Raw genomic sequence first — 25732 nt, forward strand, 5'->3', positions numbered from 1 at the left:
ATTTCCCCCCTCTTAACAATAAGTTTATTGCATACCTCCACGGATACAGTTCACTACAAACCATTCCTAAACAGGATCATCAAACCTAAAATATTAGTAATATTTATTTTATATTTATAATAGAAATGTACTCTTCAAAAGGAAACATGTCAACCCGTATGAAAACTTTCCAACTGCTCCCTCCACTCAATTTATATTCGTGAACTGATATAATGGAAGAGTTAAGCTACTACCCGATCAACTATTCTCTCTTAGGAGACTAATGCATATGAAACCAACTTATCTTATGGATGATATACAGTGGCAACAGCTTATTGAAAACGTGGCTGACCATTTTAATGACGTGACGATCAAACGAGGTTTCCAGTATTTTAAGCAAGGAAAGGTAAAAGAGTTCGCAATGCCTGATGCCGATCATATTGCAGCTGTCGTGGATGGAAGCGAGCTATACGAGGTGGATCTCCACTTAAGCGCTTTTGCTGCCAGCAGATGTACGTGCCCTGTCCACACCAACTGCAAGCATATGATCGCCGTACTACTGAATTACGCGAATGAACAAGAACGTTCTGTACATGCTTTAGTGAACGCTCATTCGGCGGGATTCACTCGATTGGCGGCAAAAGCTGACACGGGTACTGTACCTCCTTCCCGGTCGAATCTTTCACCGGATCACAGGGAAGCAACAAGAAACGCTCTCAGTAAAACAGCAAGCAAGATACCAGACATGCCCATTTCAGAGTGGCATGATCTGTTCGATCAGTGTATCGCCCTTAACCGTGTGAACACACAAAATTCCCAATATGTCCAAAGCGCTTTAGCCTCGATCTATGCTGTGAAGCCACCGCTTTCACCCGGCATGCAACAGCTATACGGACTGCATGCTCATCTGCGTGTGCTGGAAAAGCTGGTGCCTCAGTCTCCCATGCCGGGCTATCCCTCTCATACCTATATGGGGTATTACACGCAAATCGCCGCCGATGAGCTTAAAGAAGCTATCGAGCGTGATTTTGAAAGCCCGCTGGGGCTGACCGATGAACCGATACAAGAAGCCCGTATCGCAGAAACCTTAGCCTATTTGCGCCGAAAAATGCTGACAGAATCGCGTAATGGTACTTATTTTTCAGACACGTATTATCAGTTTTGGCTGAACTGGATGCACCCCGAAAGACAGGACTCCAGCATATATACGGAGGAATTACAGCATTTACAGGCGGCTGAGGAGGATCTCGGCACAACTTTAGCACGGCTTCCATGGATGTTGGCTCGTAGCTGGATGCATATTTACCAATCGCAGGATAATGAAGCCTGGGTACTTCTTCAGGAAGCGGAACGAGCTTTTCCACTAAAAATCTCTTCCAACCAATTGCTTTTGTTCTTACAGGCGTTGCGCAAAGCCGAGGATTGGGCACGTCTCAAGGACGGACTGCGGCATATCGGTCCCCTACTTCACAGTCATCGGGATGACCATTTACAGGATTATATGCATGATTGGGATGTGGTTTTGCAGTACCTTCCAGAGGCAGAGCAGGACATGTGGGACACGCTGGTGGGTATGCTCCCATTTGCCGGGGGAATGTATGAAGAGGCGCTGCTTGCCCACGAAAAATGGCGGTCATGGATCGACTATCAGCTAAGCATACGCAGTGAACCTTTGAGTTTTCGGGTGAGTGTGTTGCAGCCCATTGAAAAGAATGCGCCTGAGTTACTACTCCCCTTTTACCATCAGGCGGTAGAACGCTATGTTTTGGAAAAAAACAGGGCCAGCTATAAAGCAGCAGTCAAGCTGTTAAAGCGACTGTTCAAGCTGTACAAGAAAATGAAGCAGGAATCACGCTGGGAGCTGTTCTTTACGACCTTCACCAGCCGTCATAGCCGCCTGCGGGCGCTACAGGAGGAATTACGGAAAGGGAAATTGTTATCATGAATCAATATACCGAAACGATTACCGTGCATATCCAATTAACTACCTATGGAGACGCGCTGATCTATGGCGATTCCTCCATGAACTATAGCATTTCCGGCCAAATTCTGAAGCAGCGTTTGTTTGCTTGGCATGAGGCTTCGTTTTATGGCACCGAGCTGGAGATTCAACATGTTCAAGACACGGATATTATCCTGCTGCCCTCGGAGCAAGTGATTCCTTTTCTGGCAGAGCAGGAACTGCTGAAGCACATCGAATGGATCTGGGACGAGGCCCATGCCCCGTGGCTTCGGCTGATCCCTTTACTTGCTCACTGTATTGAAGCGAAAGCATATGTGCCCAGCTTCACGGCATTCCAGGCAGGGAAGCTGCAATGGAAGTGGGATGCGGAAGCACTGGAAAACATCCAACCGGCAGAGCTTGCTTTGCTAGGCAGCTTGGAGAAGGGCGAGCAGGATGGGCTGATAGCGGCGTTCTCGGCTGCCGTATTTCAGCGCTGGTACGGCACCGAAGCGGAAGCCGCCGATTTGCGAAGAGAATATCCGATTCTCTTCGCCCCCAATCGCCCGGCGGCGGGTCTGGACGCGCGGGCCTGGCTCATCGCCATCGGCTGGAAAGCCGATACCGCGCCATTTCGGCCACTTCTGCAACTGCTGGAGCCAGAGCTGGAGGACGACGAGCCGTCCTGGCAGCTCAAGCTTGTGTTGCAGGACAAGCTTGACCCGGCGTTGCTGGTGTCTGTACAGCTCGCCGATGATGGGTACGCATCCGGCTCATGGCCCGATGCCTGGACAGCACATGTCCGTGAGCGCTCAGCCGGGTGGCTAGAACGTTTGACCTCGATTTTGCCCGCCGGGCAGCGTGCCGGAAGCCGCGATGACGTGCTGAATCGCCCGCTCTCCGACGAAGCGGCGTGGCAATTCCTGACGACCGACAGCCAGCGTCTGCTGGAAAGCGGTTGGCAGGTGCTGCTCCCGGCTTGGTGGGAGGCAGCTACCCGCAAGAAGCCAAAGCTGCGGGCCAAGGTACGCCCGGGCGAAGGGGCGGGAGAGCGCACGAAGGGTAGCTCGCTGTTCGGACTGGACTCGATTGTCCAGTTCGATTGGCGTGTTGCCATCGGTGATGCCGATCTCAGCGAGTCGGAATTCGCCGAGCTGGTCGCTCGCAACGAGCGCTTGGTACGCTTCCGCGGGCAATGGATCGCGCTCGACCCCGCGTTGCTGGCGCAGATCCGCCGGGCCATGGCCGGGATCGACAGTGCTCAGGGATTGTCCTTTCAGGACATCCTGCAGCTACACCTGCTCGGCAACGCCGACGAGCCTGAAGGCGACGCCTCGGGCGAGCAGCCGGAGGATGCGGCACGCTTCCGACTGGAAGTCGAGCTGAATGCCCATCTGCTGAAGCTGATCAGCCAGCTCGGACGGCAGTCGGAATGGCCTGCATTGGACGTGCCGGACGGGCTGCAAGCCGAGCTGCGGACGTATCAGCGGGACGGGTATGCATGGCTTGCTTTTTTACGTCGCTTTGGACTGGGTGCCTGTCTGGCCGATGATATGGGACTCGGTAAAACAGTGCAGTTTATTACTTATTTACTGCACCTACAGGATATTGCCGCCGAGACGGGCGTCCGCTCCAGTTCGCTGCTGATTTGCCCGACTTCGGTGCTGGGCAACTGGCAGAAGGAACTCAGCCGCTTCGCCCCTTCATTGAAGGTGATGCTGCACTATGGAAGCAAGCGGGAGCAGGGAGACTTGTTCCGCGAAGAAGTCGAGCAGGCCGATGTCATCCTGACCTCCTTCGCTACGGCAACCCTGGATCAAGAGCTGCTACAAAGCATGACCTGGGATTCAGTCTGCCTGGATGAAGCGCAGAACATTAAAAATGCGCAAACCAAGCAATCCACAGCCGTGCGCAGCTTTCCTGCACGTCATCGGATTGCGTTGACCGGGACACCTATTGAAAATCGCTTGTCAGAGCTATGGTCCATTTATGATTTTATCAATCCGGGTTATCTGGGCAGCTCACGCGCCTTTAGCAATCGCTTCATTAATGCTATTGAGAAGGAACATAACGAGCAGCGCACGTTAGATTTGCAAAAGCTGGTTCAGCCCTTCATGCTGCGGCGCAAGAAGAAGGACCCTGCTATACAGCTTGATTTGCCTGACAAGAATGAGATGAAAACCTACATTCATCTGACCTCTGAGCAGGGCGCGCTCTATGACCAGATTGTCAAAGAGTTGATGGAACGGATGCAGAAGCTGGAAGGGATTGAGCGGAAAGGAGCCATTTTATCCGCCCTTACCCAGTTGAAGCAGCTTTGTGACCATCCTGCCCTCTTAACCAAGGAGGCGCTCCCAGATACCGTGGCTTCCGGTTATAGTCAGGCCGATCTTGAAGCGGTCATTAGCCGTTCATCCAAGCTGGAGCGCATTCTGGCTATGGTCAAGGAACTGCGGGAGGAGGGCGAGCGCTGCCTTATTTTTACGCAGTATATTGGTATGGGGCAGATGCTCCAGCGGGTACTCGCTCAGGAGCTGCAAGAGCCCGTGCTCTATCTGAACGGCAGCACATCCAAAACGGCGCGTGACCGAATGATTGATCAATTCCAATCTCACACGCTCCCCCCTGCCGAGCAGCCATCCGTGTTTATTTTGTCGCTCAAAGCCGGGGGGGTGGGTCTGAATCTGACGGCCGCCAACCACGTCTTTCACTTTGATCGCTGGTGGAATCCGGCTGTTGAAAATCAGGCCACAGACCGAGCCTATCGGATGGGACAAACGAAGGATGTACAGGTGCACAAATTTATCTCGCTAGGCACGCTGGAGGAACGCATTGATGAAATGCTGGAGAGCAAGCAGCAGCTTAGCGACCAAATCATAACCAGTACCGAGGGCTGGATTACTGAGTTGTCTACAGACGCGTTAAAAGACCTCTTTACGCTACGACGCGATTGGGCATAAGGAGGTCCAAAATCGAACTATAATGTACATGGAATGCCATTTTGAGTTCGATATATACCTATTTTTAAGAAGTCGTAGTTTATAACACAGTCCAAAACTCCTTTGTTTGCATTTACTATCTCATCACAACAAAGGAGTTGATTTGAAGTGGCCATTCGTCCTCCACAAACATTGAAATCTACGGGCAGAAAGGTTCCTGTTACGAGATATCGCAATGTGAGCCCAACACAAACCCTGCGCCGTTTTACAGTCATCTGGGCTAACACCAACGGTGTTCCTTTTAACACAACCGGATTTTTTGCTATACTCCGGCGTCTAGATGGAAGCTTTGTGCAAGCTGCAGGCTTCGATGGTTTTGGTACTGCCCGATTCAGCAGAGTCCGTACACCTACGAACCAGGCTTTTATTCTGCGTACCTTTAGAGACGATGGAACGCTATTCCGGGTTAGAACCGTACCTGCTGGCGTGTCCTCGTTTGTCGTTATTGGTTAAGTTCGTACCGAACGCAGCCTTAACGTAGGTAACCAAAAAAGCAGCCAGAAACAGAGCATATCTGTCCTGGCTGCTTTTTTATATGGCCTACCTATTCGGAATCTTCTTCCACTATTGCATTTTTCGTAACGGACGTATTGTACACCGTTTTGAGCCAGTTTTCACTCGACCAGTTCAGCTTGCCTGCACCCGCTCCATCCTTGGCCTGCAATTGAGCAACCAGGTTAGCAGGGTCTTCGGCAGTATAGCTGTATGGCAACGTTGTGAATCCATTCCACGAGAAGCTCTTGGCCTTCGCAGGATAAGGGGCTAATGGGCTATTCGCTTCTTCGCTGCCTCCTCTGAATACAGTACCGTTGTCGGAGAAGATGACGTCTTCAGCCTTGATTTTTCCTGTGTAGTCATCTTTTTTAGGATCTTTTTGATTATTACGCACTGGAGAAAACACATCAATTAAATAAGACTTTTCTAGCAACACCGCACCGTTTTCTGTTGAAATCGCACCGTTACCCACGACGTCAAAATGGTATCCTTTTGCGGCAATTGCTTTAGCCATGTCAGAAGTGATTCTTTTTTTGGCTCTGGCCAATCCAGCATCGTCCATAACGATGTTATATGCATGAGCATTACCAGCACGCAGACGAGGCATACGATCCTGAATATCCAGGTAGTAATTATGATGCAGCGTTACCTCCAGGTCTGCATTGTCGGAAGCCATTTCCGTAGCACCAATCAGATGAGCCTTCTTTTGTCCTGCTGCAATATCAATGATATCTTCTTTACTCATGCCTACTGCACTGCTTCTCAGATAAGCGTACATAGGATAGGAAGACTTGTCTGCTTCCATCGCGTTGACTTGTTGGGTTACCCAGCTGTTGGAGCTGCGGTCATCTCCTTTGAACAAAGACCAGGAAATCGTAACTCCGTTACTACCTTTTTTCACATCTACCAGACCATCATAGGCTTTGTTAAATGTGCAATGGTCGATCCATACCTTGGAACTTGTACCTTCGATGGTAACATAATCCCAGTCATTCTTATCATAGTTCCCTTTGGTTGCTTCATCCCACTCCCAAAGTTCATCAAATTCGAGGTTACGGAAAATCAAATTGGAGCTTCTTTTGATAACAAAGCCGGCATGTTTGATTTTCGCACCATTGGCAGAGAAAATCGTAACCCCATTCATATTTTCGATATAGACTTTGCTCACACCTGTCTTTTTCAGAACAGGATGCGTCTGTACAGGGTTGTTGGCACTAAAAGGCATTACTTTGGCAGCACTAGGAATTTCATTCCAACCGAGATCAAGATCGTTCATAATCTCAATCACTTTGACTTTGCTGCCTTTCTTCAGTGCTTCGTTGAGATCTACAGCGTTGTAAACCTTTTTGTAGTTGGCATCTGTATCCGCAATGTTGCCACCACCTGTATTACCATACGAAAAGCCAGTCAAATTATAGTTATTTTTGGAGGTTGCGTTATGATCCACTCCAGGAGTCGGTTTCTCTGTACCTGGTGTCGGATTCACAGGCGGTGTTCCTGGTTCTCCCTCAGAAGAAGCACCGGATACAATCACATTATCGAATTGGGCAGCTGTTTTAGAAGTTACCAAACCAATGGCTCCAGCAGTGAGGCTGGTGTCTGTTGCGGACAGCTCCAGTTGATCATTGACATACATTTTGATTTCCGAACCGGATAGTTCCAGCTTGACTCTGTACCATGTATTCGTGTCCAGTTTGTATTTTTTATTGGTAGCCAGTGTCTTCATAGAGCCTTTGACTTTTTTTCGAATCTCAAGAGCTCCGTCTTTCTTGTTGTACAACGATGCTGCATAGAAGTTGTTGGAATCTGTGTATCTACCTGCAACGTAGACTCGATTGGAGCCATTAAAATCATTTACATATACATCTGCTTGCACGCTATAGTTCGTCCATGAGGCATTACCTTTGACGGAATGGCTTTCGCTTCGACTAGATTGTTGGTATGTAGAACCATTCCCATCCTTGACCACAGACCAGTTCCCCGAACCTGCGGTCCAGCCTTGAGCTTCTCCTTGCTCAAAATCGTCACTTATCTGTAAATTTCCATCTGCATGTGCATGACCTAGCAACGGTAATGATAAAGACAGTACCAACGTACTGCTTAACATTACACTTGCACATTTTTTTAACAAACTCGACTTCATATAACAATCCCCTTCTTGATTAGATTCATGAATACTAAAGCAACGGTTGCACCGTTCATCAGACATGACATGTCCAAACGGTATATAACGTACTGATGAAGGGAATAATATCCCAACACCAATGAGGGGCCCCAAGCGCTATACTCCAATAATTATAGGCTTTTAAATAAATATTAAAATATGTCTAATTACTTATCTTTTGTCTTAATTTTTCTATTAATTTTGCATCCTGTTTCGTGAACACGCCAAATGCTGTTTCATAAAATCACAAAAAACGATATTTTTTTATTTTTGTATAAGACATACAGCTGTCATATTGAGAATGGTACATATAAAGGAGTGAGTATCATCCATATCATTTAAAGGAGCGATTAGATGTCCAGCTACGACTACGCTTCCAAATTGGAGTTAAAAGAAGCCATTCATGCCTCCTACTTACGATTTGACGGTGAGTTCCAGGAGATCGACGAGAGCCAAAAGGATATTCGTATCCCCGAAGTAGATAAAACACCCGCAGAAATGATCGCCTACCAGCTCGGATGGCTTCATCTTGTCATGACATGGGACAGGGACGAACGGGAAGGAAAAACCGTCATCATGCCCGCTCCCAATTATAAATGGAATAGACTAGGCGAACTATATCAATCATTTTACAAGACCTATTCCCACCAATCTTTACGTGAATTACGCGATATGTTCAAGTTGACTGAGCAAAAGTGGCTGGATTGGATCGACACACTTAGCCATGAAGAGCTCTTCACTCAAGGCGTTCACAACTGGACGGGTACTAATCCGAACTGGCCCATGGCAAGATGGATTCACATCAACTCGGTGGCACCGTTTAAAACATTCAGAGCCAAGATACGGAAATGGAAGAAATACAAAGTTCAACAGTGATGAAAAAAAGTGTGCATTGTGCTACAATACTTGAGTTGTATCGGGATACATTTAGGGAAGGGTAAGTGAAACGCCATGCTTATTATTGGTATTGCCGGCGGTACAGGTTCCGGTAAATCGACGGTAGCACGCGCCGTCGTTGAGCGTCTGGGATCTAATAAAGTGACTTTCATATCTCAGGATAACTATTATAAAGACCATTCACATCTGAGCTATGATGAACGTGCTTTGGTCAATTATGATCATCCGTTTGCCTTTGACAACGAATTGCTTATTGAGCATCTCCAATGTCTGAAAAAAGGACAAGCGACACAAGCGCCAGTGTATGACTTTACGGTTCATGCACGCTCCACGGACGAGACGGTAGAGCTTCTGCCAAATCACATCGTTATGTTGGAGGGTCTGCATGTGCTGTCAGACGAGAAGCTCCGCAGCCTGCTTGACATCAAAGTATTTGTGGATACTGACCCTGATGTGCGCATTCTCCGTCGGGTTCTTCGCGATATTGAGGAACGCGGCCGCACCATCCATTCGATCCACGATCACTATTTGACTACGGTTAAGCCGATGCATGAGGCATTTATTGAGCCTTCCAAGAAATACGCTGACCTGATCCTTCCTGAGGGAGGACACAATGAGGTTGGTATTCAACTGCTGTCTATTTTGACTGAAAAATATTTGGCAGGAGATCGGACATGGGGTACTGTATAAGGTAATCCCGGTCGTTTAGGCTGTCGAGATTTTCTCGGCTGCCTTTTTTGTTGTTTTATATGCCATTTGGACTAAATTATTTTGGAATCCCCGTGTGGTTTATGTTAGCATGTAAAGATTAAATGCTTTAGATTTAAGCTAAGTTGGAAGCGTTGTCAAATATGTGCCTCAGATGATATGACGTCCACGTGATGGAGGTCTTTTTTGAATCAGGATTTTTGCAAAATCCTCGAATAGGTATAATTACGGAGAGTGCTGCCATGAATGAGCTATGCAACATTTTGATTGTCGATGATGAGATATTGGTACGGCAAGGGATTAAACACCATTTATCGTGGGAACAGTATGGATTTCGAATTGTAGGTGAGGCTTCTAACGGGAAAGAAGCATTGGAGCTGATTGAAACCTTGCGCCCTCATATTGTCATTACAGATATCGTAATGCCGATCATGGATGGCGAGGAGCTGACGCGCATAGTCAGACAGAACTATCCAGATATCGAAGTCATCGTGCTTAGCAGTTACGGTGAATTTAATTACGTGCGATCTACCTTTCAGCAAGGGGTTGCTGACTATATTTTAAAGCCCAAGCTGGACACGGATGAGTTGCTCCAAGTGCTCCAGAGAACCGCTCGCAAAATTCCATCCATTCAATATCAGGCAGATGCTAAGAATAGTCAAATTACGATAGATCATGTGATCGAAAAGCTGGTCTCCGGGTATAGCATGGACTATGACGCTGAGTTGCTGAAGCAAGCATTTCCTTATAGCCGTTTTGCGCTCATAGGCGTGGAACAGTCAGCACCGCAGAATAAAGGACGCTCTATCTCTGCCTCGGACCTATTTTCCAAGCTATCAGATCAAGTATCCTCTGCCTGTGAGCACATCGTACTGCGACAACTGCCGTCTGATGTCTATGCAGCTGTGATTTTAGCCAATCTTGATCCACGGGAAGTAGACGCCTGGATGGCTGCGGTTAGGGAAGTTGCTCAGGAGACAAAGCGGGTCGATCCACAGACAGGCTGGGCAGTTAGCCATTTATTTGATGACTTCAATCAGATTAGTGACGTCTATCAGGATGAACTGCCAAAACTGCTGAGTTACCGCTTTTATTTCCCAGGAACAGCGCTGCTAATAGAAGACGAACTCCCTCCGCCTATACAGGTGGACAGCTCGTTCAACTTAAAACAGTTTACAGAAGAGATGAAGCGTGAGCATTTTGATACAGCTTTTCAGGATTTGAGATCCTATGTAGCCGCCATGTCCGGCAACTATACCTCTACCGCTTTTGAATTCAAATCGCTTCTCGGAAATATCGTGTTTAACATTACGATTTTGCTCGGGAATCAGGGGTATGATATGAAGGAGCTGGATGCGGCGAAATATTCCTATTTCAAAACAATTAATGATGCCCCTCATGTACATGAAGCCGTGCGCCTTCTGGAGACTTTTTTGGAGGAAGCGAACAGACAGATCATGGCTAAAACGCAGCAAGGAAGTAGCGCAAGCATGAAAAAACTGCTGGAGTATATTGAGGAGCATCATGCTGAAACGCTCAATTTGACGACACTTGGGCAATATTTTCATTTTAACCCTTCCTACTTGTCCAGTTATTTTACAGCACACCATACAGAGGGTTTTAGCGAGTATCTAAACAAAATTCGGGTCGAAAAAGCCGCGGAGTTACTACGGTCGGGGACGATGTCCATTTCGGATATTAGCAGCACGGTAGGTTATTCGGACCCCAGCTATTTTACCAAAGTGTTTAAAAAAGTGAAGGGTTACTCGCCCAGTCAGTACCGCCGGGAGCATCTCTATTAGGGAGTAAGCCACATCTGCCAGCAGAAAAGAGATTGAATATGAAAAGATACATCCATAAGATCAAATATCAAGGTCTGTTCTTCAAAATCTTTATTGTTATGGTGGTCAGCATCACTGCGGTGTCCTTGCTGACCTCTTTGGTGACGATTCGGATGTCTGAACGACTTTTTGCTGAGACATTCAGTATTACAAATGCCAAGGTACTCAGCCAGATTCAATCCAGCTTTGAATCCTTCAATGATTCTATCGTGAATGCCGTAACCCATGCTTCGGAAAATGGAACGGTCAAAAACTATCTGACTGGCGGTCAATCTGACTCGATTAACTCGGCAAGAATTTACTTCGGAATGGCACAGCAAATGAAGCAAATTAAATCGAACGTCGATGCCTATGATGTCGGTGTCGCTGTAACAGGTCTGAACGGCCGGAGCTTTTACTCCGACTCGTCCTATTGGCCTGTAACTGCGGAAGAACTTAAAAGCAATGCTATTACAGCCCGAAGTGTAGCACGACCGGCACAGCTTATGTATCAATTGGATACTGAATTATTTCAACAACAAATGAATAGTACCGCGCAAAAGCCAACACCCTATATCATCGCCTCCAAGCCATTTATGGAGCGAACCAGCGGTACCCTGTACGGCATGATCTACATCGCTATCCGAGAGCCTGAATTTCGCCGTTTCTATAACAATTTCACGAGCAACGGCAATGATGTGCTTATTTTAGACAAGTCGGGACTGATTGTATCGAGCAACCGCCAGGACCTGATCGGACAACGCTCCAGTGAGCTGCTAGGCTATGCCACAAAAATCAATGAACAGGGACTTAACTACATTAATGCGGATGTGATGAATAAGGAGAGTATCCTCCTTTCCAACTATATCCCTTCATTTGATTTTTATCTGGTGAACATGATTGACAGACAAGCCGCCATTGGACAAATTATTGACGTTAAATCCGTTGTATGGATCTGCATTGCCATCGTACTGATTGCTTTGGTGATCGTTTTTCTGATATCCCGTCGACTGATTCGTTCCCTGACTCGACTGGTGAAGCAAATGTCGACCATACGCGAGAAAAATTTTGATAATTATATCCCGGTAACGGGCAGCTATGAGGTTAGACAATTAAGTCATGCTTACAACTACATGCTGGATGAACTAAATGACTATATCCGTAAGCTTTTAGAGACGCAAAAGGGTCAACGGAACGCAGAGCTTGCTGCACTACAACGGCAGATCAATCCGCATTTTCTGTACAATACACTGGCTTCGATCAAAATGCTGGTGCTCAAAGGAAATAAGGAAACAGCCGCCGAGACGATCAATGCACTCATTTCCTTACTGCAAAATACAATCAGCAATGTGAGTGAAACGATCACCATTGAGCAGGAAATGGCCAACATGCAAAATTATGTGTTCATTAACCATGTGCGCTACGGGCAGCGGGTACAAGTGAATTATTTTGTATCACCCGATTGTCTGGAGTACCATGTGCCCAAGCTCATCATTCAGCCTTTTATCGAAAACTCTTTTTTCCATGCGTTTAATGAAAAAAACGTAGGGCACATCTATATATTGGTGTCCAAAACGGAGCATACATTGATCTGTGAGGTGGTCGATGATGGAGACGGTATGGATTTGGACGGGCATACGGCGCAAGACGGACTTCCGAATCCCAAGAGCAAGCGCCAACTGTTCACAGGCATCGGCATCCAGAATGTGCACAACCGCATTACCCTTTTATATGGAGAAGAATACGGCGTGACCATCTCCAGTAAAAAGGGCGAGGGCACCAAAGTAAGAATGACCCTCCCCCTGATTTTGAAATCAAACGACTCCAGCAAATAATATATACACTGAACTAAAGATGCACGAAGTGCCACTGCGCGGTCGGATGGTGCTTCCCATCGCTGTTGTATCCAGATTTCTTTATCCAAATTATATAAGGTTGAAATCCGGATACAAAGGCGACCGCTACGCTTGTACAGCACCATTCCGCCCACTCCGTTTTTGTTCCACTTTTTTCATTTTTAGTTCAACCTAAAAAAAGTACCTAAACCAAAATAAAATACAATTGTAAGCGGTACCTTTTTTGATAAATCATAATAATAAAACCAAACCGTATAAAGATATTCCTAACACCGACAAAGTATGGATGGTACACTAGATTTATAAATGAGGTAACCGCTTTCATCTAAGAGCTTTAGAACTAGTAAGCAACATATAAAAAAAAGAGTAGGGGTTGAACAAAATGAAAAAAATGACTTTCCTTCTGCTGATTGCAAGCTTGATCTTGCTATCCGCATGCTCCAGCAATTCCGAGAAAGCAGCTACTACAACAGATTCAGGCAAAAAAGAAATCACCGTCTGGGCTTGGGACCCGAACTTTAATATCGCAGCCCTGAAGCTGGCAAAAGATCGCTACGTTGCCAAACATCCAGATGTAACCGTAAACATTGTTGAATATGCTCAAAACGATATCGTACAAAAAATGAATGCCGGCCTTAACTCCGGATCTACCAAAGGATTGCCGAACGTGGTTCTGATCGAGGATTATCGGGCACAGAACTTCCTGCAAGCCTATCCCGATTCTTTCCATGATATGAGCAGCACGATCAAAGCATCCGACTTCGCTGATTATAAAATCGGACCGACTAGCTACAACGGCAAACAGTATGGTGTTCCATTCGACTCCGGTGTTATGGGACTGTATGTAAGAACGGACTATCTGGAACAAGCCGGCTACAAAGTAGCGGACCTGACTAATATTGATTGGGACAAATTCATTGAAATTGGTAAAGCCGTAAAACAAAAAACAGGCAAAGAAATGCTGACTCAAGATCCGAATGACCTCGGTCTGATCCGTGGTATGATCCAAACTGCAGGTTCATGGTACCTGAAAGAAGACGGTAAAACACCGAACCTGGCTGGTAATCCAGCTCTGAAAGAAGCACTCTTGACGTACAAATCCTTGTTCGACGCTAACATTGTTAAAATGAATGCCGACTGGAGTCAGTTCCTGGCCGCATTCAACAGCGGTGCAGTTGCTTCCGTACCTACAGGTAACTGGATTACACCTTCGATCAAAGCAGAAGCTTCGCAATCGGGTAAATGGGCCGTTGTTCCTTTCCCTAAGCTGAAAAATATACCTGAATCCGTGAATGCTTCCAGCCTCGGCGGCAGCTCCTGGTATGTCCTTAACTCGGACGGTCAAGATACCGCTGCTGATTTCCTGAAAGAGACATTCGGAACAGATCAAGAGCTGTATCAAGATATGCTGAGCAAAATTGGAATTGTCGGTTCATTGAACGCAGCTTCCAGCGGTAAAGCTTATGACGTGGAAGATCCGTACTTCGGAGGCGACAAAGTATATAAGAAATTTGCAGAATGGACTAAGCAAGTTCCAAAAGTCAATTATGGCCTGCACACGTATGCCATTGAGGATATCATGACCGTTGAAATTCAAAACTATCTGAACGGAAAAGATGTAGACGCAGTTCTGAAAGATGCTCAAGGACAGGCGGAAGCACAGCTTAAATAAGACAGTCCATCTAGCCAAGGCTAAACAATAAAACGATAAGCACTTAAAACCTTGGGCTTGCGAGTTCAAGGTTTTATTGCTGCACAGGGAGTTGACATGGTATGAAGACAGCCGCGCCCAAAATAACTACAACACGTCTCAAAGCAGGTATGACAGGATGGTTGTTCATATCCATCGCAGTGATCATGATCGCCGCTTTTTATTTCTATCCGATGATTCAGGCGCTTATCTTGTCCTTTAAGACAGGTACAGGGTCTAATCTGAGCTTTAACGGCATTGATAACTACAAGCGACTCTTCACCGATAAAATGTTTATAACCGCCGTGAAGAATACGTTTATCTATTTAATTTTCCAGGTACCTTTGATGGTCATTCTGGCTCTGTTCATTTCGGTATTGTTGAATGATAAAAACCTGAAATTCAAGGGCTTTTTCCGCACAGCTATCTTCTTGCCGTGTATCACATCCCTTGTAGCATATTCGGTTGTCTTCAAGTACTTGTTCTCGTCCGACGGTCTGGTAAACTCCTTATTGCTGAATCTGCACGTGATTGGCACGCCCATCCAATGGATTACAGATCCTTTCTGGGCCAAGGTTACGATTATTATCGCGATCACATGGCGCTGGACTGGTTATAATATGATCTTTTACCTATCCGGTCTTCAGAACATTGACAGTTCCATCTACGAAGCGGCCCGTATTGACGGAGCTTCCCCTATCCGACAGTTTTTCAGCATTACAGTTCCACTGCTTAAGCCGATTATCCTGTTCACTTCGATTACATCAACGATTGGTACACTCCAACTCTTCGATGAAATTATGAATATTACCAAGGGTGGGCCAGGGAACGCGACATCTTCAATTTCGCAATATATTTACAATCTGTCCTTCAAATATTCATCCGACTTTGGTTATGCGGCGACCGTATCTTATTCCATCGTCATTATGATTATTATCTTGTCAATTATCCAGTTCAAAGTGGCAGGTGAGAAAAAATGATGAAAACAAAAAGAGCATTTACGTACGCCTTTCTGATCCTTGTGTCGTTCGTTTCGATTTTCCCGTTCCTCTGGATGCTATCCAGCTCCACGAACCTGTCGGTCGATGTGACCAAAGGCAAGCTTCTGCCTGGCTCCCATTTGATGGATAACATGCACAATTTGCTTGAAAAAGTAGACATCGTTACCGCACTAAGTAACTCTGCAAAAGTCTCCATCTCAACTACGCTGCTGGCTATGCTAATCGCATCACTGGCCGGTTATGGCTTTGAAATTTACAGAAGTAAAGCGAAAGACGTTGTCTTCAATATCCTGCTGATGTCTATGATGATTCCGTTTGCGGCGATCATGATCCCGCTCTACCGGATGTTCGGCAGTATTTCTAATGTCATACCGTGGATCGGCATTGATACACTCTCTTCTGTCGTCATTCCGACCGTAACTACGGCGTTCCTGATCTTCTTTTTCCGTCAAAGCACCAAGATGTTTCCTAAGGATCTACTGGAAGCAGGTCGTATGGATGGATTATCCGAGCTGGGTCTGTTCTTCCGGGTGTATATGCCTACGATGAAAACAACCTATGCCGCTGCCGCAATCATCACATTCATGTCCAGCTGGAACAACTACCTCTGGCCTCTGATTGTGCTGCAAACGCCGGAGAATCAAACGATTCCGCTGTTGATCTCGAACCTTGGCTCCAGCTATGCACCGGATTACGGTGTCATCATGATCGCCATTGTCCTGTCCACACTGCCGACTGCACTGGTATTCTTCCTGATGCAGAAACACTTTGTAGCGGGCATGGTTGGTTCGGTAAAATAACAAATTACTGTGTAATATCTTCATTTCATTTTAAAAATAAGGAGTGTTCGCCTTGACCATCCATACCCCTAGTCTGGACTGGCTGACCGACGTAACCAAATTTGCTGTACATCGGCTGCCCGCCTATTCCGATCACAAATATTACGCTACGCTTCAGGAAGCGGAGCAGCATGCTGATATGGCTTGGCGTCATAGCCTGAATGGGAGCTGGAAGTTTAACTATGCAACGAATCCAGCCAGCCGTCCAGTAGAGTTCTATGCGCCCGGCTTTGAGTATGGCGGCTGGAGCGATATTCAAGTGCCGGGTCACATTCAGACGCAAGGCTTTGGCCAAATGCAGTACGTGAATACGATGTATCCATGGGACGGACATTCGGACGTTCGTCCACCCCATATTCCGGAGGACCACAACCCGGTCGGGAGCTATATCAAAAGCTTTGTTTTGCCGGAAAATATGGCTTCGGGCGCGCAGCCTGTGTTCATTTCTTTCCAAGGCGTCGAGTCGGCTTTCTATGTATGGCTGAACGGACAATTTGTCGGTTACAGCGAGGACAGCTTTACACCGTCTGATTTTGAACTGACACCGTTCCTGCAAGCAGGCGAAAACAAGCTGGCAGTGGAGGTATATCAAAGAAGTACGGGAGCGTGGCTGGAGGATCAGGACTTTTGGCGTTTTTCCGGTATTTTCAGAGACGTATATCTCTATACCATCCCTACGGTTCACGTACGTGACCTGCATGCCAAGGCGGATCTGGATGCTTCCTACACGCAGGGTCTTCTGGAGCTGAAATTGACCTTGGAAAAGCCGGCAACGGCCTATGCAACTGTCGATGTGAAAGATGCTGCCGGCCATGTTGTAGCTTCTTTGAAAGCTGACTTTACTGATGGCAAAGCTTCGCTGTCAGCAGCCTTGGAGCAAGTGCAGCGTTGGAGTGCCGAGAAACCTTATTTGTACACGTTGTTCATTCAAATTTATGATGCCAGTGGATCGCTCGTGGAAGTCATTCCACAAAAAATTGGCTTTCGTAAATTTGAGCTGATCAACAAGGTCATGCATTTGAATGGCAAACGCATCGTCTTTAAAGGTGTGAACCGCCATGAATTTAACGCTCGCACCGGACGTGCGATTTCCCGTGAAGATATGCTGTGGGATATCCGGACGCTCAAGCAGAACAATATGAACGCTGTTCGCACCTCTCATTATCCAAATCAGACTCTGTGGTATGAGCTATGCGATGAGTACGGGGTCTATGTAATTGATGAAATGAACTTGGAAACACACGGTTCCTGGCAAAAACTCGGCGCCGTCGAGCCATCGTGGAATATTCCCGCCAATCTGCCTGAGTGGCAGGATATCGTCATGGATCGCGCCATTTCCATGCTGGAACGGGACAAAAACCATGCGTCCATTCTGATTTGGTCCTGCGGCAATGAGTCATATGCAGGTGAAGTGCTGCGCAATGTAGCCAACTATTTCCGAGCCACCGACCCGAGCCGTTTGGTACACTACGAAGGCGTGTTTCACAACCGTACGTACGATGATACCAGCGATATGGAGAGCCGGATGTACGCCAAACCCGCAGATATCGAGCAATATCTAAACGACAATCCGCAAAAGCCGTATATCAGTTGCGAATACATGCATGCGATGGGTAATTCCGTAGGCGGCATGCACAAGTATACCGAGCTGGAGAACAAATACGAGCTGTACCAGGGCGGTTTTATATGGGATTATATTGATCAGGCTGTTATGAAAAAAGATCGCTACGGACGCGAATACCTCGCGATCGGCGGTGACTTTGACGACCGTGCCACAGACTATGGCTTCTGTACGGACGGAATTGTCTATGCGGACCGGAAAGTTTCACCGAAGATGCAGGAGGTCAAATTCCTGTATCAAAATCTGAAGCTCACCCCGGATCGCAGCGGTGTAACCCTGCGCAATGAAAACCTGTTCGAGGGAACGGGCGACTATGAGCTAGTATACAGTCTACTGCATGAAGGCCAAGAAATCGTACGTAATGCCATTCATGTAGATGTGGCGGCTCAGACCGAAGCCTATATTCCACTGACGTTCCCCATTACGGACGGAAAGCCCGGTGAGTACGTCATTCACACCGCTCTAGTTTTGAAAGAATCCACGCTCTGGGCTGAGGCTGGACACGAAGTGGCCTTCGGACAGCATATTTTCATCGTGGAAGATCCAAATCCGCTGAAGATCCCTACGGGCGGTGCCTTACGAGTGGTGCATGGTGATGTTAACATTGGCGTTCACGGTGCAGATTTCAGTATCATGTTCTCCAAAGGAGCAGGCAGCCTGACTTCACTTCGCTACGCCGGACGTGAGATGATCGCCATGCCTCCTGCCCCATTGTTCTGGCGGGCGACCACAGACAATGATCGGGGAACCGCACTGGGCTTTGACGCTGGCGGCTGGTTTGCTGCAAGTCTGACACGTAAATGCGTGGACATTCAGGTCACGGAAGAGCAGACAGACCGTGTGACTGTTACGTTCCGCTACACGCTGAGTATTCATGCAGACGTACAGGTAACAGTGGCCTATACCGTCTTTGCCGATGGCAGTCTGAACGTAAAATCAACTTATGAAGGCGTCTCAGGACTGCCTAACCTGCCGATCTTTGCTCTTTCGTTCAAGGTTCCGGCGGACTACCGCCATCTGGACTGGTACGCGATGGGACCGGAAGAGAATTACATCGACCGTGCCTTTGGCGCGAGACTAGGCGTATTCCACAACGAAGCTGCGGATAACGTATCCGGGTATGTCGTACCGCAGGAATCCGGCAACCGTACAGGCGTGCGCCGTGTCGATATTACCGACGATTCTCAGCGTGGTATTCGCATTACTGCTCCTGCCACCGCACCTGTGGAATGCAATATTTCACCGTTTACAGCGTTTGAGCTGGAAAGTGCCTACCATCTGTATGAGCTACCAAACGTGTATTACACCGTTGTCACCATAGCCGGTAAACAAATGGGCGTAGGCGGCGACGATAGCTGGGGAGCTCCGGTACATGAAGAATACCAAATTACAGCCGATCAAAAGCTGGAATTCGAATTTACCGTGCAACGAGTATAAATAAGCACGCTCACTGTATAGACAAGTAGGTATAACAAAAGCCCTTCCGCTGCTTCCCTCATGAGAAGCTAAAGCTGGAAGGGCTTTTGTATTTACGTATCTGCAGAATAGGCAGCGATGGCCATATCTATTTCAAAAAAACTTCAATATCACGTCCAGGATCACTGTACTTGTAGATGCCAGGATTTAGTTCCAATTTTCCGTCTAATTCAATGTTTTTGTAACGGTCAACATTAACTCCTGTGGATACCATACCCTTCGCAATGATCTGAGGCACTACTTCTTTGCCGTTAATTCGCATCGTTGTTTGGTTGACGCCTTTGAAGCCAGGGGAACCGGATTTCGATTCGACAATCAAGTCTTTTCCCTCTGTATAGTATGTGAAATCAATTTGATAACCGTCCGCATTAAGCTCAGCGAACTGTTTTTCTTCCTTAGGTTTATGAAGAGTGATCCAATTCTTAGACGTATCACGTTTCTCGATGACAGCATCTTTCAATATAAGTTTCATTGGAACATCAGACCAGTCCTTATACCACTCTGGAGATTCAAATTGATATAAGTGTTGATAATTTTCAGGACCAGCTCCTTTAATATTCCACCCTCCGTTAATTTTTTTATCACCTATAACCAGCTGAGCTGTTTTATAATGAACAATTCCCTTTTTAAGTAAATCACGCTCTGTTACTAGAATTTCAATATCCAAGGGGGTAATAACCAGTTGGTCTAAGGTAGTGCCTGTATTTTCTTGGAATTCAGCGCTGCTATGCAGTTTCTTGGAATAAATCGCTTCACTTGCTTTTTTTCCATCCGCTTCAAATTCGAACTTCCAAGTACCCTCAATTCTTTTTGCTTCCTCAATATAACAAAAATGAAGGTTTGCCTTTTTCCAATCTTGTGCAGTCATGTTGAATACCTGCTCAATATGCAAGTCTGGGCTGTCGCTAGGTAGAATGGTTGGGATTGCGTCTATCTCTTTGTCGCCCACTTTCATTACCAAATGCGGGTTCCCACGTCCTAAATCGGATGGAGCTGCAGCAACTCTAAAGCGGACAACAGTCTTGTTGTTGATTTGTCGAACGGATTCTATATAAATGTTAGGATACTGCTTGGTCCCGGTAACGAGGGTATCCCCGGCTTGATGATCCGTCTTTAAAGGAATATCCTGATTACGATAAAAAATTAGATTCTGTGCCTCAAGTGTGTAATCTTTTTTACGATCCTTTAAAGTATCAATAGTTTCATAAATGCCAAGGAGTTTCTGGCTTTTAGGATCGTAATTTAAATATCCGTGTGCTTGTTCCTTGGTATCAGAATTGCTAGTTACCGTAGTTTTCTCTATAGCAAACCCAATATAACTGGTTGGATCGGTTCCTGGATCCAGAGAAATAAGCATTTTCATTTTTTCGCCATCCGTTACAACACCATTCAAATTCATCGTAATGCCTGCATTGGATGCTTTTAGATCATACCGTTGTCCAATACCGTTATTTAGCGCATTGGTTACACTACGTCCGCCTATTCTATCCCAATTGATAGTCACACTAGCGAATACAGGGATGGCGACGAGCAGAAAACATGAGAATACGATACTCGCTGGAACAATTTTTGCTCTATGCATAGGTGCTTCCTGTGACTGTTGCAAAGTTGCTTTTCGTTTGGTTGCTTCCTGTTCTATATTTACCCACATTGCATCATATTCAGGTTGAGGAATGTTCTGTTCTTTTTCAAAATACCGACTCACTGCTACTCATCTCCTTTACTTGGGATATCACCATTTTTTTTAGCAGTTTAAGCCCCCGATTTAATCTAGATTTAGCTGTTCCTTCGGGTATATTTATAACTCTAGATATCTCCGGCACAGTCAATTCGTTTACATAACGAAGGACCACGACCATTCGAATTTTATCTGGAAGCTTGTTATATAGCTTGTGTAGCTCTGTCTTAGTTTCTTGATGATATAAGCTCTCTTCCACCGGATTAAATGAATGAGGGCGTGACAATAAAAAAGTTCGTATTTCCTTCATCAGTCCAGTTTTCCGCCTTCTAAGCACATTGCTGCACTCATTAGAAGCAATTCGTAAAATCCATGATTTGAGATCTTGTACTCTGGACCTGTCGGCCAAAAGTGCTTTGACAAACACTTCCTGGCAAACATCTTCTGCATCTGCTTGATTTTGCATCAAATAATAACAAAAATAATATATCTGCTCCTTATATAGTTCAAACAGCTCTCGATCAGTCATATACGTGCACCTCCCTTGTTGTGGTCTCATCTATTAAGACTAATAACGGAGTACAATCGTTCATTTACATCGAAAAAAGGCGGCCCTGTATAGGACCACCTACAAACCTACTGTGCCATATGCTCAATTCACTGCTTTTATCAATCAAAAAACCGCCCTGCTCTAACCGCCATCATTTGCCCTAAATCAGCATGAGTCTGCCGCACCGGGCTAGCTCGTAGCAAGATTGACATATGTCTTCGAGAAATCAAGGTTCTTCAAGTCTCTTTGATCGATCAAAAATTCCAAATACCCTGCGTCCCACCAGCACATACCAACCTCGTCCAAAGAAGAGACCGAGAGCAGAACATGCCAATTTTCCGAAGCCTGATCGTGCTTTTCCCGATTCGTCTGATATTCTTGCAGCTGAGGCAACACCTCGGATCGTAAATGCTCCGCATAATCCGTACTTCCCCTATGCATAGCTTGCTCGATTTCCTTATGAATCTGACTCTCACTCTTATGCCAGTTAAACAGAAGACCCTCCAGCCCGTTTCGGCGTAGATAAGCATCCCGCCGGGTGTTCCCTGCAAAAGATTGATGCTGACCCCACACCGTGTCACTTTGTTCACAAACAAGCTCATACAGCTCTTCATACTGATCTACAAGAACATCTCCTAGCTCACCCTCCGACCGCAGGGTAACAATCGGCTGAAAAGAAATTGCATAAGATGTGAAACCCCTGTTCTCAGCACATACTTCAACCTTCCCGGTCGGTGGCAAGGTTTTCTTCAAAGCGCTGCTGTCACCGTTATAGTAAAAGATTTTATGGTCAATATCATAGGCGGGCTCATCCAGCCCAAGAAAAAAGTAAAGTATGCCCTGATGAGGCAATCCCTCAAATGGTGAAAAAGGTAGCTCGCCCAAATTAATTTGAGCAATGAACGTATAATATTCTCCGTCTGAATCACACGGCCACTCTATCGTGGGTGGCAGATCTGGATAGCCGGCGATCCGACTATTTCCAATGTGTTCGTAATTTTCCTCATGATCCACATGAAATTGTATAGCAGCTTGAGCTTCCTGATGAATCTCTTCTTTTAAATCTTCATCCAGTGAATGCCCTTCCAGTATTCGAGTCAGTTCATCCTTTAATAGTGGTTGTAGCATCTCGCTCGCCCCTTTTCATGAAGTAATAATATAGCCTGCAACCATTTAAACCCTTACCTCAGATTACCAAATAAAAGCCTGACAATCTATTTTTCTAGCAGATATAAGTTGAATTAAAAAGTATATGTTTATATACCCTGAAACCATGTATAATTGTTATAACAGTTGAATAGTATAATAAGGAGGATAAAGAGATGGGTAAGGTGATTGGAATGGAACGTAAAATTACTAAATTCGGAAATAGCTTAGGGATTACTATGACAGAAGCCATTAAGCAGCTCGGACTGGGCCAAGGAGATACAGTTCAGGTTGAAGTAGATCACAAGAGCGGACAAATCATTATACAAAAATCGAACAAAATAACTCTGCCCTCAGGGTTAAGTGATGATTTTCTTGAAAATCTTTCTCAAGTAATGGATTCATATGACGAAACCCTTAAAGGACTTAAGGATAGATGAGCAGCATTCGTTTCTTAACCATTCAAGAAGTTATAGCTATTAATGTCGCTATGATTGAAAGATACAGCAAAGGCGAACAAATCGGCGTCAAAGATACCAGTCTACTTGAGTCTGCTGTTCTACGTCCTCAATCATCAGCTTTTAGTGAAGATGCGTACCCCACAATATTCAGCAAAGCCGCTGCATTATTCGAATCCCTAGGGCAAAACCATCCTTTTCACAATGCAAACAAGCGAACAGCTTTTACTGCATTACTCATTTTTTTGCGCTACAATGGCTTTCAATTTAAAATGGATCAGAAAGCAGCCGAAGACTTTACTGTAGATATGGTTAATCATAAATTTTCGTTGAATCAGCTGGCTTTATTAATCGAGCTCCACTCTTCCAAACTACATGTGTGAACCTAAAAAAGAGATCACGAATGATCTCTTTTTTAGGTTCAATGGTAATCATTGCTCTTGACTGCAAGCACCTGACGGGCGATTAGCATAAAGGCATCAAAGGAATGGCAATGCTTTAATCGTTCCAGCGTCTCTTCCTGGCGGATCAATTCTACAAACAAATCATAAATCCCCATGGCCTGTTCGTAGTCCTCTTTGCAGATTGAAAGCAGGAATACCACATGAACCTCATGGTTGGCATCCCAAGGAATTGGATTTTCCAGCAAGCACACGCTTACGACCGTTCGGTTAGAGCTTAGCTCCAGGGGATGGGGGATGGCCATCCCTCGATCCAATGCAGTAGAGCCCAGCTTCTCTCTTTCTTTGACTGCTGGCAAAAACTTGTCAGTCACCACTCCTTTTTGCTTTAAAATACCACTCATTTCTTCAATTAGTGTATCTTTGCTCGGCTGATCGGATCGGGTCATAAACCATTGCTTGTCAAAATACCGTAGCAGTGAAGTTTCCTGTTCCTCATCGCTGGCCCGTACCATCCGCGTCATTGTCTCCATATCCCGTTCCGAAGGAATCGGGCTAATCACCGCGGACGGTTTATCCTTACGTTGCTGCAAGTGAATGGTCGAAACGACGAGGTCCTCCTCGACGGTGGACATCTCCTCGTATTCCCGAAGTGAAACCACTCGGGATACATCCAGCTCAGCGAACAGCGAACGCAGCCTGGATTCTAGAATCCGGGCGGTTCCATAGCCGGATCCGCACACCAGCAACACGGTTTTGCGACGCCGATGAGGGATATTGTATTTGCGTTCCAATGCAGCCCCGATATGAAGTGCCAAATAACCGATTTCGTTATCGTTGATGTCGTACGGAAACGATTTTTGTAGTTCTTTTACCGCACCAACTGTGATTTCATAGGCAAGCGGATAATACTTGCGAATATGTCCAAGCAGTGGATTACGCATGTTCATACCATGCTCCAGCCGGGTCAGCATTGGCTTCAAATGTACAAATAAATCCTTGGACAGCCGTTCATCGTCACGCAAGTCATAGGTAAAGCGTTCGTAGACGAATGTCAGCATCCCGCGCACTGCTAAGAAGAGACGATCGGACTGGAGGCGCTCCCACTCGGTTTCGGCCATCTTTTTGCTGACGATATGCAGCAGAACATAATCGAACTCTCCTTCAGGACAGGTGATGCCAAAGGCCTCTTCCATCTCCCTCAGCATGGCGCTAGCCAATTCAATATCCCGCGGACTGCCCACCACCGCCTCAAAGCGTTCTAAACCATGTCCTTCCTTCACTCGCAGCACCATGACCGCCAAATGAGTGATGAGATCTTTCAGCGCCAAATCAGCCATTTTGGTCCCAACGCTCCGCAAATGCTTTAGAATAATTGTCCGGATCTGCGGTAGATCCAATCCTTGAAACAGCTGTTGTTGTTCCAAGGGCATGTCGCTGCGTTGTCCCTCTTCATCGCGGACGTCAGCATATTCAGCCAGGCAGTAACGAATACTCTTTTCTTCCCCAATCACCTTTACACCATGTCCCGGCTTGGTGCGCAGGGTGAGACTATAATCCTCCAGAATCCGACGGATGATTTTAGAATCATTATTCATCGTGGCCCGGCTAATATACAGCTCATCGGCGAGATCTTCCATCTTCACGTATTCCCTCGCATTCAGCAGCTTGAACAGTTCATACCGTATGCGCTCTTCTGGAGCCCCCGGTAGCTGCTGACTTACTTCTGTTTCTTCCTGACTTTCATCAGCAAAAAAATGGTATTTCTCACGGTCATCAACCCTAATCGTATAGCCGCTACCCCTCTTGGATTCCAGATATGCTCCATATTCATTCAGCATACTGTCCAGCTTCTTAAGATCATCGCGGATGGTCCGCTCTGTTACCTCCAGCCGCTCAGCGAGCGCTTTGGTGGTCCAAGACCAGCCTTGATCATTTCCACTGACGAGCTGGTACAGCTTTTTCAAGCGTTTGTAGGGAAAAATCATGTAGATATAAGACCTCCTTTCCGA

General features: G+C 46.2%; 18 protein-coding genes. 13 read left to right on the top strand and 5 right to left on the bottom strand.

Going from position 1 to position 25732, the window contains the following annotated elements; all coding sequences use genetic code 11:
• The first annotated feature begins 268 nt into the window (after window positions 1-268).
• From GRP75_RS02430 to GRP75_RS02440, 3 genes are all read left to right on the top strand, one after another.
• Window positions 269-1924: an SWIM zinc finger family protein gene (locus GRP75_RS02430; RefSeq protein ID WP_160788524.1), complete on the top strand. Its 1656-nt coding sequence runs from the start codon at window positions 269-271 to the stop codon at window positions 1922-1924.
• Window positions 1921-4881, top strand: coding sequence for a DEAD/DEAH box helicase (locus GRP75_RS02435; protein ID WP_160788525.1), 2961 nt, complete (start codon window positions 1921-1923; stop codon window positions 4879-4881). Before GRP75_RS02430 ends, GRP75_RS02435 begins: the two co-directional genes overlap by 4 nt.
• 147 nt (window positions 4882-5028) lie before the next feature.
• Complete coding sequence (locus GRP75_RS02440) at window positions 5029-5373, top strand: hypothetical protein (protein WP_023986544.1); 345 nt, start codon at window positions 5029-5031, stop codon at window positions 5371-5373.
• A gap of 91 nt (window positions 5374-5464) precedes the next feature.
• Here the strand turns inward: GRP75_RS02440 and GRP75_RS02445 are convergent, their stop codons facing one another.
• Window positions 5465-7558, bottom strand: a complete 2094-nt coding sequence (locus GRP75_RS02445; protein ID WP_160788526.1) for a pectate lyase family protein — start codon at window positions 7556-7558, stop codon at window positions 5465-5467.
• 375 nt (window positions 7559-7933) lie between these two features.
• On the opposite strand from GRP75_RS02445, the gene GRP75_RS02450 reads away from it, so the two are divergent.
• The 8 genes from GRP75_RS02450 (at window position 7934) to lacZ (ending at window position 19448) form a co-directional block, all read left to right on the top strand.
• Window positions 7934-8455, top strand: coding sequence for a ClbS/DfsB family four-helix bundle protein (locus tag GRP75_RS02450; RefSeq protein ID WP_103744750.1), 522 nt, complete (start codon window positions 7934-7936; stop codon window positions 8453-8455).
• Window positions 8456-8530: 75 nt separating this feature from the next.
• A complete protein-coding gene (gene udk / locus GRP75_RS02455; RefSeq protein WP_013308305.1) occupies window positions 8531-9166 on the top strand; it encodes a uridine kinase in 636 nt (211 codons plus the stop codon).
• A gap of 260 nt (window positions 9167-9426) precedes the next feature.
• Window positions 9427-10986: a response regulator transcription factor gene (locus tag GRP75_RS02460; protein WP_160788527.1), complete on the top strand. Its 1560-nt coding sequence runs from the start codon at window positions 9427-9429 to the stop codon at window positions 10984-10986.
• Window positions 10987-11024: 38 nt separating this feature from the next.
• Window positions 11025-12839, top strand: coding sequence for a cache domain-containing sensor histidine kinase (locus GRP75_RS02465; protein ID WP_160788528.1), 1815 nt, complete (start codon window positions 11025-11027; stop codon window positions 12837-12839).
• A 403-nt stretch (window positions 12840-13242) separates the two neighbouring features.
• Window positions 13243-14532, top strand: coding sequence for an ABC transporter substrate-binding protein (locus GRP75_RS02470; protein WP_053324404.1), 1290 nt, complete (start codon window positions 13243-13245; stop codon window positions 14530-14532).
• A gap of 101 nt (window positions 14533-14633) precedes the next feature.
• Window positions 14634-15530 carry a carbohydrate ABC transporter permease gene (locus GRP75_RS02475; protein ID WP_013308301.1) on the top strand — a complete coding sequence of 299 codons (897 nt, stop codon included), beginning with the start codon at window positions 14634-14636 and terminating at the stop codon, window positions 15528-15530.
• Window positions 15527-16351, top strand: a complete 825-nt coding sequence (locus GRP75_RS02480; RefSeq protein ID WP_023986538.1) for a carbohydrate ABC transporter permease — start codon at window positions 15527-15529, stop codon at window positions 16349-16351. Before GRP75_RS02475 ends, GRP75_RS02480 begins: the two co-directional genes overlap by 4 nt.
• A gap of 52 nt (window positions 16352-16403) precedes the next feature.
• The gene (lacZ, locus tag GRP75_RS02485) at window positions 16404-19448 is read left to right on the top strand and encodes a beta-galactosidase, LacZ type (RefSeq protein WP_160788529.1); all 3045 of its coding nucleotides are present in this window, start codon (window positions 16404-16406) and stop codon (window positions 19446-19448) included.
• Window positions 19449-19575: 127 nt separating this feature from the next.
• On the opposite strand, the gene GRP75_RS29460 is transcribed toward lacZ, so the two are convergent.
• From GRP75_RS29460 to GRP75_RS02500, 3 genes are all read right to left on the bottom strand, one after another.
• On the bottom strand, window positions 19576-21192 hold the full coding sequence (locus GRP75_RS29460) for a DUF4179 domain-containing protein (protein ID WP_160788530.1): 1617 nt from the start codon (window positions 21190-21192) through the stop codon (window positions 19576-19578).
• Window positions 21176-21694: an RNA polymerase sigma factor gene (locus tag GRP75_RS02495; protein WP_160788531.1), complete on the bottom strand. Its 519-nt coding sequence runs from the start codon at window positions 21692-21694 to the stop codon at window positions 21176-21178. Before GRP75_RS02495 ends, GRP75_RS29460 begins: the two co-directional genes overlap by 17 nt.
• Window positions 21695-21904: 210 nt before the next feature.
• Window positions 21905-22843: a YwqG family protein gene (locus tag GRP75_RS02500; RefSeq protein ID WP_160788532.1), complete on the bottom strand. Its 939-nt coding sequence runs from the start codon at window positions 22841-22843 to the stop codon at window positions 21905-21907.
• 194 nt (window positions 22844-23037) lie between these two features.
• Between GRP75_RS02500 and GRP75_RS02505 the strand changes: the two genes are divergently transcribed.
• Complete coding sequence (locus GRP75_RS02505; protein ID WP_013308294.1) at window positions 23038-23301, top strand: AbrB/MazE/SpoVT family DNA-binding domain-containing protein; 264 nt, start codon at window positions 23038-23040, stop codon at window positions 23299-23301.
• Window positions 23298-23702, top strand: a complete 405-nt coding sequence (locus GRP75_RS02510) for a type II toxin-antitoxin system death-on-curing family toxin (protein ID WP_023986534.1) — start codon at window positions 23298-23300, stop codon at window positions 23700-23702. The genes GRP75_RS02505 and GRP75_RS02510 overlap by 4 nt, the downstream gene beginning before the upstream one ends.
• 38 nt (window positions 23703-23740) lie before the next feature.
• Here the strand turns inward: GRP75_RS02510 and GRP75_RS02515 are convergent, their stop codons facing one another.
• Window positions 23741-25708, bottom strand: coding sequence for a BglG family transcription antiterminator (locus tag GRP75_RS02515; RefSeq protein WP_028541897.1), 1968 nt, complete (start codon window positions 25706-25708; stop codon window positions 23741-23743).
• Between the last annotated feature and the right edge of the window lie 24 nt (window positions 25709-25732).

Origin of the sequence: Paenibacillus sp. OT2-17 (genome assembly GCF_009827695.1) — a bacterium.
GTDB classification, from domain to species: Bacteria; Bacillota; Bacilli; order Paenibacillales; family Paenibacillaceae; genus Paenibacillus; species Paenibacillus polymyxa_B.